At 58.0% G+C, this 13,257-nt stretch carries 14 protein-coding genes; 2 read left to right on the forward strand and 12 right to left on the reverse strand.

The genetic code is table 11. The features are described 5' to 3' along the window. Positions 1-3 precede the first annotated feature (3 nt). From rnmV to BQ5462_RS08905, 5 genes are all read right to left on the reverse strand, one after another. Positions 4-549 (reverse strand): ribonuclease M5, encoded by a 546-nt coding sequence (gene rnmV, locus BQ5462_RS08885; RefSeq protein WP_071142970.1) that lies wholly within the window; start codon positions 547-549, stop codon positions 4-6. A 15-nt stretch (positions 550-564) separates the two neighbouring features. Further along, positions 565-1,548 (reverse strand): 3D domain-containing protein, encoded by a 984-nt coding sequence (locus BQ5462_RS08890; protein WP_071142971.1) that lies wholly within the window; start codon positions 1,546-1,548, stop codon positions 565-567. Between the two features lie 135 nt (positions 1,549-1,683). Further along, positions 1,684-2,469, reverse strand: a complete 786-nt coding sequence (locus BQ5462_RS08895) for a TatD family hydrolase (protein ID WP_071142972.1) — start codon at positions 2,467-2,469, stop codon at positions 1,684-1,686. A gap of 2 nt (positions 2,470-2,471) precedes the next feature. Continuing rightward, positions 2,472-4,424 (reverse strand): methionine--tRNA ligase, encoded by a 1,953-nt coding sequence (gene metG / locus BQ5462_RS08900; RefSeq protein ID WP_071142973.1) that lies wholly within the window; start codon positions 4,422-4,424, stop codon positions 2,472-2,474. Positions 4,425-4,535: 111 nt separating this feature from the next. Beyond that, positions 4,536-5,555, reverse strand: coding sequence for a YeiH family protein (locus BQ5462_RS08905; protein ID WP_071142974.1), 1,020 nt, complete (start codon positions 5,553-5,555; stop codon positions 4,536-4,538). A 109-nt stretch (positions 5,556-5,664) separates the two neighbouring features. Between BQ5462_RS08905 and BQ5462_RS08910 the strand changes: the two genes are divergently transcribed. Continuing rightward, the gene (locus BQ5462_RS08910) at positions 5,665-6,543 is read left to right on the forward strand and encodes a LysR substrate-binding domain-containing protein (protein ID WP_071142975.1); all 879 of its coding nucleotides are present in this window, start codon (positions 5,665-5,667) and stop codon (positions 6,541-6,543) included. A gap of 75 nt (positions 6,544-6,618) precedes the next feature. On the opposite strand, the gene rsmI is transcribed toward BQ5462_RS08910, so the two are convergent. Genes rsmI through BQ5462_RS08940 form a run of 7 tightly spaced genes read right to left on the reverse strand, consistent with a single transcriptional unit; the run spans position 6,619 to position 12,198 of the window. Beyond that, positions 6,619-7,449, reverse strand: a complete 831-nt coding sequence (rsmI, locus tag BQ5462_RS08915) for a 16S rRNA (cytidine(1402)-2'-O)-methyltransferase (protein ID WP_071142976.1) — start codon at positions 7,447-7,449, stop codon at positions 6,619-6,621. Continuing rightward, complete coding sequence (locus tag BQ5462_RS08920; RefSeq protein ID WP_071142977.1) at positions 7,439-8,170, reverse strand: tRNA1(Val) (adenine(37)-N6)-methyltransferase; 732 nt, start codon at positions 8,168-8,170, stop codon at positions 7,439-7,441. The genes rsmI and BQ5462_RS08920 overlap by 11 nt, the downstream gene beginning before the upstream one ends. Further along, on the reverse strand, positions 8,167-9,012 hold the full coding sequence (locus tag BQ5462_RS08925; protein WP_071142978.1) for a PSP1 domain-containing protein: 846 nt from the start codon (positions 9,010-9,012) through the stop codon (positions 8,167-8,169). Before BQ5462_RS08925 ends, BQ5462_RS08920 begins: the two co-directional genes overlap by 4 nt. A 21-nt stretch (positions 9,013-9,033) precedes the next feature. Continuing rightward, complete coding sequence (locus tag BQ5462_RS08930) at positions 9,034-10,074, reverse strand: DNA polymerase III subunit (protein WP_071142979.1); 1,041 nt, start codon at positions 10,072-10,074, stop codon at positions 9,034-9,036. Positions 10,075-10,104: 30 nt separating this feature from the next. Then, entirely contained in the window at positions 10,105-10,725 is a 621-nt protein-coding gene (gene tmk / locus BQ5462_RS08935; RefSeq protein WP_071142980.1) for a dTMP kinase, read from the reverse strand. After that, entirely contained in the window at positions 10,722-11,018 is a 297-nt protein-coding gene (locus tag BQ5462_RS11460) for an Orn/Lys/Arg family decarboxylase (RefSeq protein WP_235819639.1), read from the reverse strand. Before BQ5462_RS11460 ends, tmk begins: the two co-directional genes overlap by 4 nt. A gap of 49 nt (positions 11,019-11,067) precedes the next feature. After that, positions 11,068-12,198, reverse strand: a complete 1,131-nt coding sequence (locus BQ5462_RS08940; protein WP_235819614.1) for an aminotransferase class I/II-fold pyridoxal phosphate-dependent enzyme — start codon at positions 12,196-12,198, stop codon at positions 11,068-11,070. A 186-nt stretch (positions 12,199-12,384) separates the two neighbouring features. Here BQ5462_RS08940 and BQ5462_RS08945 point away from each other — a divergent pair, with 186 nt between their 5' ends. Further along, positions 12,385-13,197: an HAD-IIA family hydrolase gene (locus BQ5462_RS08945; protein ID WP_071142981.1), complete on the forward strand. Its 813-nt coding sequence runs from the start codon at positions 12,385-12,387 to the stop codon at positions 13,195-13,197. Positions 13,198-13,257 lie beyond the last annotated feature (60 nt).

A 13,257-nucleotide genomic window follows, 5' to 3' on the forward strand; every position in this document is an offset into this window, starting at 1 on the left:
TCCCTACTCCTCTTCCCTGTTCACTTGTTCCAGGGCAGCCTGGAATTCTTCCCGGGTCACCCCATAATTGTTCAGCCGGTGGACCAGCTGTTTCACATTGCCATAACCGATGCCCAGAATGGCACCCAGACGGTCTCTTCTTACAGCAGCCTCCGGCGAACCGGACAGACCGGAAACAAATAAGTCCCGAGAGGAAAATTCCTTTCGGGGCTCCATTTCCTGGAAACGCACTTTGGACAGGGCTTTGCGGATGGCCTGGGGCTGAGCCTGTTCAATCCCCACGTCGTGGTGGGCCAGTGCCTCAGCCTTGGGCACAAAAGCCTGTCCGGCCTTGGGGAACCGCTCCGTCAAAAATTTGCGGATCCGTTCCCCGGCGCCGTCAGGATCGGTCATGATGATGATCCCGCGTTTCTTGTAGGCTGCTTCAATCAGAGCCAGCGTATAGGGAGCCAGGGTAAAGCCACCGGTTTCGATGGTATCCGCATCCACGGCCTTTTTCACCGCCACGGTGTCCATCTTTCCTTCAACGACCAGCACTTCTTTCAGCACGATTTTCTCCTGGTATCACAAAAAGTAAACAGTTACATCCCGTCGACCCCAGTCCATGGCATCACCGTAGTCTTCCATGTACAGATCGATGGTATTTCCATTGATGGCACCGCCGCAATCCGCTGCTACCGCAAAGCCGTAACCGGGGATGTACATCCGGGTCCCATAGGGGATCACATCCGGATCCACGGCCACAACGCCGTGATAGGGTACCACACCCGTAGAAGTAAGCCCTGTGCCGCTGCCTTCCGCCATGGTGTAAGCCGAAGCTTCAAACGTCTCGGCGGAACGGTAACGGACGAAACCACGGGAGGTTTCGACCATATTCAGGTTATTTCCCGTACCTACTTCCACGATTTCAGAGACAGGTTCCGTTACGACCTCCGAATGGAGTTCCTGTCTGACCGTCTCATCGCCCACCTTTACTTCCCGGTAGGTCACCTTTTCCACACCGTTCTGGCCGGCAGAAATCACATTCTGTCTGCCCCGGGGCAGATCATCGTTGTTGCGCATTTCCACCTGGTAAGGGATCTCACGGGTTTCCGTGGTCAGCTTGTCTTTGGGAGAGAGGATCCGGATGGTCATATCGGGGGTCACTTCCGTGTCCAGCCCGGGGTAGACCTGGTATCCTTTGTAATCCACTCCCACAGCATTCAATACGTCTCGCACAGTTTTGCGTCCGATGGTATATTCGGTGGTCCTTCCGCCTTTCCATACTTTCACAGGCATAGCCCGTACCACTTCGATGGTGGCACCGTCGCTGAACTTCTCGCTGCCGACTACATCGTAGCCATCAGCTTTCTGCAGGACAACACCGGCTTCTTCCAGAGCACCCTGAACCGTCAGGGCCCTGGTCTTCAGGTTGATGGTCTGCCCGTCCACTTTAATGCTTACGTCTTTCGGCTGGGCCGCAAAGCCCACGAAGTTGACGCTGGCAGCCAGCATCAGACAGACTACAATCCACTTATAGGGACGCTTAAAAGGTTGTGATTTTCGCAAAGTTTCGCCTCCTTAAAGTGCTTGCATCATACCATAAGAAGGCGATTCCTGTCAAAAATGAATTAGTACCAGCTGTTAATTATGTACATTTGCATTGCATTAATTCGTGACAATTTTGTGTACTATACATACGTTTTATGCGTGTTTGAGCCGGAAAAACAGGGTTTCCGCATTTTTTGTTGAACTTTTCATGATATTTTCCGGTGTGGTCCCGCGCAGCATCGCCGCCCGTTCCGCTACGATGGCTGTATAAAGAGGGTTATTCCGCCTGCCCCGGTAAGGCACCGGCGCCATATAGGGGGAATCGGTCTCGAACAGGATCCGGTCCTCCGGTACTCTGGCCAGGATGGACCGCACCCCCCGGTCATTCTTGAAAGTGCTGGTGCCGCCAAAGCCCAGATACCAGCCCATGGCCAGGACTTCCTCCGCCATGGCCCAGTCGCCGGAAAAGCAGTGGAGCACGCCTCTCACGCCCTGCCCCGCTTCCCGGATCACCTTCAGCACATCCTCATGGGAATCCCGGTCATGGATGATCACCGGAAGGCCCACTTTCCGGGCCAGTTCCAGCTGCCGGGCCAGGTATTCCTGCTGCAGGGGATGGGGAGAATGTTCATCATTATAATAGTCCAGTCCGATTTCCCCGATGGCCACCACTCTGGGGTCGGCACACAGGGCTTCGATGTCCTTCAGCTGGTCGAAGCTGCTGTGGCCCAGTTCTTCGGGATGGATGCCCACCGCCGCCCACACGAAAGGGTACTGGTGGGCCAGGGCTACCGCCTTTTTCGAGCTGAGAAGATCACAGCCGGGATCGATGATCCCGGCCATGGTCTCTCCGATTTTCCGGAGCAGCTCTTCCCTGTCTGCGTCGAACTCTTCCACGTCCAGATGGGCGTGGGTATCGAACAAAGGAAGCTTTTCCATTTTTATTTCACCCGGCTGCCGGAGGCAATCCCCGGCACTTCCGCCAGCTTCAGGTTGCCCTTTCCATCGGAAGCGGCCAGCAGCATGCCCCGGGATTCCACACCCCGGAGTTTGGCCGGCTTCAGGTTGGCGATGACGATCACATTTTTGCCCACCAGTTCCTCTTCCTGATAATAGGGAGCAATGCCGGACACGATGGTGCGGTTCTCGTCGCCCACTTTCACTTCCAGCTTCAGCAGCTTGTCGGCGTTTTCCATCTTTTCGGCCTTCAGGATGGTCCCCACCCGCAGGTCCAGTTTGCCAAAGTCATCGATGGTGCACTGGTCAGGAGTGACCACACCGGCGGTCTTTTTGTCGGCTTTCTTTTCCGCCTTTTTGGCTTTCGGTTCTGCCTTGGCAGCCGGTTTCGCCTCTTCTTCCTCCTCGATCCGCGGGAAGATGGGCTGGCCCTTCTGTACTTTCGTGCCATCAGGGAAGTTGCCCCAGGCCACTTCGTTCAGATCAAACTGTTCCGGAACCGGCAGACCCAGCTGTTCGAAGATCTTCGGTGCGGAGAAAGGCATCATGGAAGAAATCAGGATGGCGATGTTCCGTACCGCATCGGCCAGATTGTACATCACCGCTTCCAGCCGTTTGGCCTGGGCCGGATCCTTGGCCAGGATCCATGGGGTGGTTTCGTCGATGTATTTGTTGGCGGCGCCGATATAGGACCAGACAGCTTTGATCCCATCGTTCAGGGCGTATCGATCCATGGCCGCCCGATAGTTCTTCAGGGTCTCGGCAGCCAGGCCACGGAATTTCTCATCCACTTCATTGCCTTCCACCACGGTTTTGTGGACAATGCCCCCATGGTACTTGTCGATCATGGAAACGGTCCGGTACTGCAGGTTGCCCAGGTCGTTGGCCAAATCGGCGTTGAACCGTTTGATCAGGGCCTTGCGGGAATAGTTGCCGTCGCTGCCCAGGTTGATTTCCCGCAGCAGGAAGTACCGGACGGCATCAGCGCCGAATTCCTGGATGGGTTTCACCGGGTCCACCACATTACCCTTGGACTTGGACATTTTGTCCCCGTCCACCACCAGCCAGCCATGGCCGTACACTTCCTTGGGCAGATCGAAGCCCATGGCCATCAGCATGGCCGGCCAGATGATGGTATGGAAGCGGACGATTTCCTTCCCCACCAGGTGCAGGTCAGCAGGCCAGAACCGGTTGAATTTGTCCATATCCTGGCCGAACCCGATGCCGGTGAAATAAGCCAGCAGCGCATCGAACCATACATACACCACGTGTTTGGTGTCGAAGGGAACGGGAATGCCCCAGTCGAAGCTGCTGCGGCTGATGCACAGGTCTTCCAGACCCTGTTTGATGAAATTGATCATTTCGTTGCGGCGGGATACAGGCTGGATGAAGTCCGGGTTCTTTTCAATGTAATCCAGGATCCGGTCTGCATATTTGGAAATGCGGAAGAAATAACTGGATTCCTTCATTTTTTCTACCGGACGGCCGCAGTCGGGGCACACGCCGCCGGCTTCCTCCACCTGGTGTTCGGTCCAGAAGGATTCGCAGGGCACGCAGTACAGGCCTTCATAGTCCTTCTTGTAGATATCCCCCTGTTCCCATACTTTCTGGAGCAGGGTCTGGACGGTTTTTTCGTGTTCCTTGCTGGAAGTGCGAACGAAGGAGGTGTAGCTGACCCCCAGCATCTCCCACAGTTTCTTGAAGTCGGCCACGATCTTGTCGGTGTATTCGATGGGTTTCACCCCGTTGGCTTCGGCTTTCCGCTGGATTTTCTGGCCATGTTCGTCACTGCCGGTGATGAACTGGACATCAAAGCCATTGGCCCGTTTGTACCGGGCGATGGTGTCGGCGATGGTGGTGCAGTAGGCATGGCCGATATGCAGGTCGGCGCTGGGATAGTAAATGGGCGTCGTAATATAAAAAGCAGGTTTCGTCATAGTCATTCCCCTTTAACAAAAAATAATTCACTGACTATCTATGATATCACAAAAAAGCCAGAGATGCACGAAAAAAGGGGGTGTTGCACGTTCGGTGCAATACCCCCTTTTTCACCACAACCCCAGCACCTTCTGCAGGGCCAGGCTCACTGCCGTGATCCCGATCCAGCAGCAGCCTCCCAGCAGGATGGGTTTGCCGCCAGTACGGATCAGCTTCACGATATTGCTGTTCAGTCCGATGGCGGCCATGGCCATGACGATCAGGAACTTGCTCAATGTCTTCAAAGGCGCAAAGACACCGGCGCTCACGCCCATCTGGAGGGCCAGGGTGGTCACCAGGGAAGCCAGGATGAAATACAGCACAAAGACCGGGACGGCTTTCTTCACCTGGAATTTTTGGCCCGCTGCTGTACCTTTCTTTCCATAATACACAGACAGGCCCAAGGTGATGGGGATGATGGCCAAGGTCCGGGTCAGTTTCACCGTCACCGCTTTATCCAGCGTAGCTGTACCCAGGTTCCACATGCTGTCCCAGGTAGCAGCGGCTGCCGTTACGGAAGAAGTATCATTGACCGCCGTCCCAGCAAAGATCCCAAAGCCTTCCCCGCTGACGGTGCTGAACCCCAGGGCCGTCCCCAAGAGGGGGAACAGGATGGCAGCCAGTACGTTGAAGAAAAAGATCACGGAAATGGCCTGAGCCACTTCTTCATCGTCCGCCTGGATGGCCGGAGCAGCCGCTGCGATAGCGGATCCCCCGCAGATGGAAGACCCTACGCCCACCAAGGTAGAAATCTTCGTAGGAATCACCAGGAGACGGTGCAGTACATAGGAAAGCACCAGAGAAGTGGTGATGGTGGAAAGGATGATGGGCAGTGACTGCTTTCCCGTGGCAGCCACTGCATGGAGGTCCAGTCCGAAGCCCAGGAACACCACCGCAGCCTGGAGCACCACTTTGCTGGTCCACTGGATCCCCGGCCCGGCAGCTCCTTTTTCCTTCCAGAACAGGGTGATGATCATCCCCATCAGGATGGCGATGACGGCACCCCCGATCACCGGGAACAATTTTCCGAAAAACCAGGCCGGCACCGCAATGGCCAGGCAGGCCAGGATTCCTTTTCCTCTTTGATACATGGCAGATTTCCCCTTTCATCATTTGGTCGCTTCCTGTATTATAAAGAAATCAGTCAAAAAGATGAAATTATGGTTTATAATGGAATAATAAAATATCGTTATGGAGGAAATGATGGATACCCAGCTACGTACCTTTCTCTGTGTCTGCCAGACCATGAACTTCACCCAGGCCGCCCGGCAGCTCTTCCTGACCCAGCCAGCCGTCTCCCAGCACATCCATGCCCTGGAAAAACGCTACGGCCTGCCCCTGTTCACCCATCAGGGCAAAACCCTGGCCCTGACCCCTGCCGGAAAGACCCTGGCCGCCTATGCCCGGCTCCTGCAGAATGACGAGACCCTGCTGGCCCGGAAGATGGAAGCTTGTCAGAAAGGGATCCGCCGAGTCACTTTCGGCGTCACCATGACCATCGGAGAATATGGCATCGCCCAGCCGGCAGCCCGTTACCTGAAGGCCCATCCGGATGTGGAACTGACCCTTATTTTCGGGAATACCCAGGATCTGCTCCACCGTCTAGACCAGGGGGAACTGGATTTCGCCCTGGTAGAAGGCTATTATCCCCCGGGTTCCTATGACCATCTTCTTTTCCGGCTGGAACCTTTTGTCCCAGTGGCTGCAGCTTCCCACGCTTTCGCCCGGGAACCGGAACTCTGCCGGGATCTTCTGGGAGAACGTCTGCTGGTGCGGGAACCGGGCTCCGGGACCCGGAACATCCTGGAGCGGAACCTGGCTCTCCAGGGCCTTACCCTGGACCAGTTCGCCCACCGGATCCAGATTGGGAACATGCACGCCCTGATCCAGCTGCTGGAAGAAGACTGCGGGATCACCTTTCTGTATCGGATCGCTGTAGAAAAAGAAATCGCAGACGGACGGATCCGCCTGCTTCCTTTGAAAGATTTTTCCATGGTGCATCCCTTCGATTTCATCTGGCCCAAAGACAGCATCTTTGCGCCAGAGTTCCAAGAAATCTGCCGGGAGCTGAAGGGGTGAAAAAGGGCAGCAAAAGCTGGCTTCCTTTGGCCTATGACGTATGACAGGGCTGTTGCTCATGCAACAGCCCCTTTATCATTCCCTCACCAATCGATTGTACAATTCCCGTTTGGGTACTTTATACGCCTTGGCCACCTGGACCAGGGCTTCTTTTTTATCGGTACCCTGGGCGATCAGTTTTTTCACCGCGTCCAGGGGATCTCCCTGAGGCTCTTCTTTTTCCACTTTCCCCTGCTCCACCACCAGCACGAATTCACCCCGGATGGGTCCTTCCTGCAGATGCTGACGGCAGGTGGAAATGGTTCCCCGGAAGAACTCTTCGTGGAGCTTGGTCAGCTCCCGTCCCAGGGTCATTTTCCGGTCGCCCCACACCTCTTCCATATCCTGGAGCACATCCAGGATCCGGTGGGGTGCTTCATATAACACCATCGTAGCCGGGATGTGCTTCCATTCCTCCAGCTTTTCCTTCCGGTTCTTCCGGCTCTTGGGCAGGAAGGCCCCGAAAAAGAACGGGGTGCTGGGCAGGCCGGAAGCCACCAGAGCGGTCAGGCAGGCATTGGCCCCGGGCACGGGCACCACCTGGATCCCCGCCGCAATGGCCTGCTGGGCGATCAGTTCCCCCGGGTCCGAAATCCCGGGGAACCCGGCATCCGTCACCAGAGCGATGTCCTTGCCATTTTCCAGGGCTTCCAGCAGCACCGGTCCCTGTTTTTCCTTGTTGTGTTCGTGGTAGCTGATCAGTTGCCCGTGGATCCCGAAATGGGTCAGCAGTTGCCGGGTGTGCCGGGTATCCTCGGCGGCGATCAGGTCCGCCTCCTGCAGCATCCGCACTGCCCTGGGCGTCATATCCTCCAGGTTGCCGATGGGCGTGGCACACAGGTACAGGGTGCCTTTTTCATTTTCCATGTTCTTCTGCCTCTTCTTTCCCGTAATAAACCAGTGTCTGCCGGCTGTAGCTGCCGTCTCTGTTATACATGATGAGGGGCGGCAATACCTCCAGTCCGGGCCGTCCGCCCTTCACGAATTCTGCCAGGAAGATCCAGGCGGGCCGGTCCACATAACTGTGGACCCACTGCAGCCGTTTCAGTTCCAGGTTGTACGTAAGCCCCAGCTTCACCGCATCGGTGAACCGTTCAGGCAGCTGCACCAGGGCGAACCGGCCCTTTGTCTTCAGGGCGTAGGCCGCCGCCCGGAAAAAATCCTCCAGGGTTGTCCCCACTTCATGACAGGCCGCCTGCCCCACCTGCCGCTTCCGGCCTCCGATGCGGTAGGGCGGATTGGCCGCCACCAGATCCATGGCGTCACAGGGAAGTTCTTTGTAGTTCCGCAGGTCCAGCGCCCTGGCCTCCACCCGGTCCTCCAGGTGGTTGTCCAGGATGCTCCGCTGCAGCAGCTCCACCACATGGGCGTTGATGTCCACCCCAAGCACCTGTGCCGCACCCCGGTTGGCCAGAAGCAGGCTCACAGCCCCGGTGCCGCAGCCCAGCTCCAGCACCTTCGCCTTCTTCGCCAGATGGGGAAAGGCTGCCAGGAACACGGCATCCGTGGTGAAGCAGAACTCTTTTGCGTCCTGCCAGATGGTGGTCACGCCGTCAGGCAGGCAGTCCTGCCGAAGGGTCTCCCTCATTTTTTCTCCACTTTCGCCGCTTCCATGACCTCATCCCAGGCCACGGTCACCCGGTTGCCCGGAGAAACCTCCACGGTCACGGTCTGTTCTCTCCGGCTGATGCTCATGATCATCCCTTCCCCGCTGGGGGTCACCACCTTCATGCCCGGCCGGGGCACAAAATGGTGTTCCTTTTTCTTGTCCCGTTTCTTGCAGCATTTTCCGCAGTACATGTCGCTTTCATACTTCAGGCAGCACAGCAGGCGGCCGCAGATGCCGGAAATCTTGGTGGGATTCAGGGACAGGTTCTGTTCCTTGGCCATTTTAATGGATACCGGTTCAAAATCCCCCAGGAAGGTGGCACAGCACAGGGGACGCCCGCAGCAGCCGATGCCGCCCAGCATCTTTGCCTCGTCCCGGACGCCGATCTGCCGCAATTCGATGCGGGTGCGGAACACGGCGGCCAGGTCTTTGACCAGTTCCCGGAAGTCGATGCGCCCGTCGGCGGTAAAGTAAAAAATAATTTTGCCCACGTCAAAGGTGTATTCCACGTTCACCAGATGCATGGCCAGTTTCCGGGCCGCAATCTTCTTTTCGCAGATGACGAAGGCCTCTTTTTCTTTCCGGTGGTTCTCCTCCACCTTCCGGGCGTCCGCTTCGGTGGCTACCCGGATCACGGTCTTCAGGGGAGACACGATCTTGCTGTCCTCCACTTCCTGCTGAGGGATCATCACTTCCCCGTATTCAATGCCCCGGGCCGTTTCCACGATTACGTGGTCCCCCTTCTCCAGGTGGTATTCCCCCGGAGAGAAATAGTAGATTTTACCGGCTCTCTTGAACCGGACTCCAACGATGGTTTCCATAGGTTTCTCCTTTATGTCAAATCAACTGTGCAATTGATGGATTTCCAAAAACAGGCCTTCCAGGGCCAGCCGCCGGCTGACAAAGGATCCGATGGCCTGCCGGGCTTCTTCCCCCAGTTCCATGGCCCGGCGCACCTGGGGCTCGGTCCAGTCGGTGAAAAACAGGCCCAGCCGCTGGCGCAGATCTTCATTGTATAGGGGCTGGGGCAGTCCCATGGTCAAAAACAGGCCGTCCCGCAGCAGCAGCAGCAGCAGTTCCATAAGCACCAGGCCTTCTGCCCGGTCATTCTTCGTCAGCCAGGGCAGGCCACTGGTATACACCAGCAGGTCGTCCCGGCCAGATTGTTCCAGAAGGTCCAGCATCTCTTCCCGCAGGGTCAGGGCGTCCAGTCGGAACCATTCCAGGGCCTTCCCGGCCGAACCTCCGGCCAGACGGGCCAGGACGGGCCTCTGCTGCCGCCACCGGTCCTGCACTGCGTCCTGGGACACATCGGCCAGGGCAGCCGGCCGGCAGTCTTCCGGTACGGTGATGGTCTCCAGCACCTGCTCCGTCTCTTTCTCAGAAAGAGGATCGAACCGCAGCTCGATGAGCCGGCTGCGGATGGTGGGCAGCAGCCATTCCACCTGGTCCGCCACCAGCAGGAACAGCCAGAAGTCCGGCGGTTCCTCCAGCAGCTTGAGCAGGCTGTTCTGGGCCTCTTCCCGCATGGTATGGGCCTGGTCGATGAGGCACACCTTGTATCTGGACAGCCGGGGCCCGAAGGCTGCCTGGGCCGACAGGGCATGGATGGCGTCCACACCGATGCCTTTGCTTTTGCCCGAAGGCCCCACCTCCAGGAAATCCGGGTGGGCGTCCGCCTCCATGGCCCGGCAGCTGGCGCAGTGGCAGGGCACAAACGGGTCCCCGGTGCACAAAAAGCTCCTGCTGAAGGCCCGGGCCAGCTTTTTCTTGCCGATGCCCTCCGGCCCGTAGAACAGCAGGGACGGCGTCTTCCGCTCTCCCTTCAGCATATTCTGCAGGAATTCTTTTTCGGTTCGGTGTCCAATGATGGTATCCCACATAGTGCAATCCTTTTCCAGTGCTGCCTGGTTTCAGACCAGCCCTTCCAGTTTCTTGATGATTTCTTCCATGACCACTTCCGGGTCCCGGGTGGCGTCCACCACCAGGATCCGATCCGGTTCCTCCTGGGCCAGCTGCAGGTAACCCGCCCGCACGGCGTCGTGGAATTCCAGCCCCTGGAGCTCGAACTTGTCCACCACACCCCGTTCGTTCCGACGTTGCAGCAGCACCCGGGGGTCCCCATCCAGAAGGATGGTCACGTCCGGACGCAGCCCCCCTGTGGAAAAATCGTTCAGTTTCCGCAGCCGGGCCAGGTCCATGTGGCGCAGAATGCCCTGGTACACCAGGGTGGAATCGCTGAACCGGTCACAGAGTACCACTTTTCCCTCTGCCAGGGCCGGACGGATTACCTTGTCCACATGATCTGCCCGGGCCGCCAGGTGCAGCAGGGTCTCCGTCTGGGCCGAAATGGCATAGGCCGGGTCCAGCACCAGTTCCCGGATCCGTTCCGCCGCATCGGTGCCCCCGGGTTCCCGGGTCAGCACCACCTGACGGCCGTACAATCTGAACCAGTCCACCAGTTTATGGGCCTGGGTGGTCTTGCCGCCCCCGTCGGGCCCTTCCAGGGTAATGAACAAACCTTTTTTCTTCATACCAATACCTCGAATGTCTGCAGGGAGGGGTCCCGGGGCCCGCTCACCTGGAGTCTTTTTTCCTGCAGCTGCAGGCTGAAGGCGATGAGTTCTTTTGTCAGCCGTTCTCCCGGCATGATCAGGGGGATCCCCGGCGGGTAGAAGCTCAGGGTCTCGCCAGCCACCCGTCCGGCTGCTTCCCGGAAGGACACCCTTTCCTTGGGGGCGAAGAACGCCTCCCGGGGTGTCAGCACCTGTTCCGGTATGGAGAGCACCGGTGGTACAGGCGGCAGATCCCGCCGGGGTTTCCGCATTTTTTCCAGCACTGTGGCGATGCGCTGAGCAATGGCCGGAAATTCCGGATTATCGTCCGCATAGGTCACCAGGAAGAGCACATGATCCTGGTCCACCAGTTCCACGGCGATGCCGGCCCGGCGCAGCGCATCGGCCGCTTCCGGTCCGGTGATGCCCAGCCGGCTCACCTGGATGGTCACCTTTCCCGGATCCAGGGCCACTACGCCGCCCCTGCCGTTCAGTTCCTTTTCCAGCACCGGCAGCCCGGGCACCCGGTGCAGCGCTTTCCGCAGGACGGTTGCCGCCCGTACGGACGCGGCCGCCATGGCTTGCCGCCCGTACGGACGCGGCCGCCATGGCGGCCCCTTTTTCAGCCAGCTGGGCCCGGGCCCCGTCCAGGGCCCCCATCAGCAAATAGTTGGGGCTGGTGGTGGTCACCAGGCTCATGGCCTGCTCCATGGCCTCCGGCCGCAGGCGTCCATAGCGCACCTGCAGCAGGCTGCACTGAGTCATGGCCCCCACGATCTTGTGGGTGCTCTGGGCCGCCGCATCCGCTCCGCACTCCATGGCGCCGGGAGGCAGCAGGTCGGAAAAGCCCAGATGGGGTCCGTGGGCCTCGTCCACCAGCAGCACGGCGCCGTGCCCATGGGCGATTTCTGCAATCCGTTTCGTATCCGCAGCCAGGCCAAAATAGTTGGGCGTGGTCAGGAAGACAGCCTTCAGGTCCGGGTGCCGGGCAAAGGCCGCCTCCACCTGTTCCGGGCTCAATTGCAGGATGAGACGCCATTGTTCGTCATAGGCCGGCTGTACATACACCGGTTCCAGCCCTGCCAGGATCAGTCCCCCCAGTACGCTGCGGTGGCTGTTCCGGGGCACCAGGATCCGGTCTCCGGGCCGCAGGGCGCCCAGCAGCATGCCGTGGATCACCCCGGTGGTCCCGTTCACCCCCAGAAAGCACCTGTCGGAACCATAGACTTCGGCAGCCAGTTTCTCTGCCTCCCGGATGCACCCTTCCGGATGGTGGATGTCATCCAGTTCCTCCATCAAACTGACATCGCTTTCCAGGGCCACGTCCCCCACCAGATGGCGCAGGGCCGGGTCCGCTCCCCTTCCCCCCTTGTGTCCGGGGGTATGGAGAGGATATACATGAGACTGACGGTAGGTTTCCACTGCCGTCAGAAGGGGTCGTTTCACAGTCACGTCGATCTTTCCTCCTTAACAGTATCTTTTATTGTACCATACCCGCAAAAAAGGAGAAAGGGGCCGGTTTTACGGAAATGTAACAGAACCTTTACAGGCTCTCTCTTGCTTTTTCCCGGGAAACCTTCCATAATGGGAATAAATACCATTACATAAAAAACAGCGATGCACAAGGAGGCGCATGATATGAGAGATTTGAACATCATCCGGGAGAAAAAGGGGTTCATCAGCGATATGGACGGTGTAATCTACCACGGCAGTACCCTGCTGCCCGGGGTAAAGGAATTCGTGGCCTGGCTGAAGAAGGAAAAGAAACAGTTCCTGTTCCTGACCAACTCCAGCGAACGGTCCCCTCTGGAACTGCGGAAGAAACTGCTGGCCATGGGGCTGGACATTGAAGAAGACCACTTCTACACCAGTGCCCTGGCTACGGCCCATTTCCTGAAGACCCAGGCCCCCGGCTGCTCGGCCTACATCATCGGAGCCCACGGCCTGATGAACGCCTTATATGATGCGGGCATCACCTACAACGACGTGAACCCGGAATATGTGGTGGTGGGCGAAACCACTGGCTACAACTATGAAATGATCATCAAGGCAACGGAACTGATCCACAAGGGCGCCAAGCTGATCGGCACCAACAGCGACATGACCGGCCCCAGTGACCGGGGCATCATTCCTGCCTGCCGGGCCCTCATTGCACCCATTGAACTGGCCACGGGCAAAAAAGCCTATTTCATCGGCAAGCCCAACCCTCTCATGATGCGCACAGGCCTGAAGCGGCTGGGCGTCCATTCGGAAGATGCAGTGATGATCGGCGACCGGATGGATACGGACGTGATCGGCGGCGTGGAAAGCGGCATGGAAACGGTGCTGGTGCTCACCGGTGTCTCCAACCGGGAAAACATCAAACGGTTCAGCTACCAGCCCCATTATATTTTGAACGGGATCGGAGATATTGTACCGAAAGAAAAGACGGCTTCCCAAAGCAATCACTAGGAACCTGTCTCCAGACTGAAAAAGGACCTGTCCTCCAATTCGGGGACAGGTCCTTTCTGT

It is taken from the genome of Acidaminococcus timonensis, from assembly GCF_900106585.1.
In the GTDB taxonomy this organism is placed as follows: Bacteria; Bacillota; Negativicutes; order Acidaminococcales; family Acidaminococcaceae; genus Acidaminococcus; species Acidaminococcus timonensis.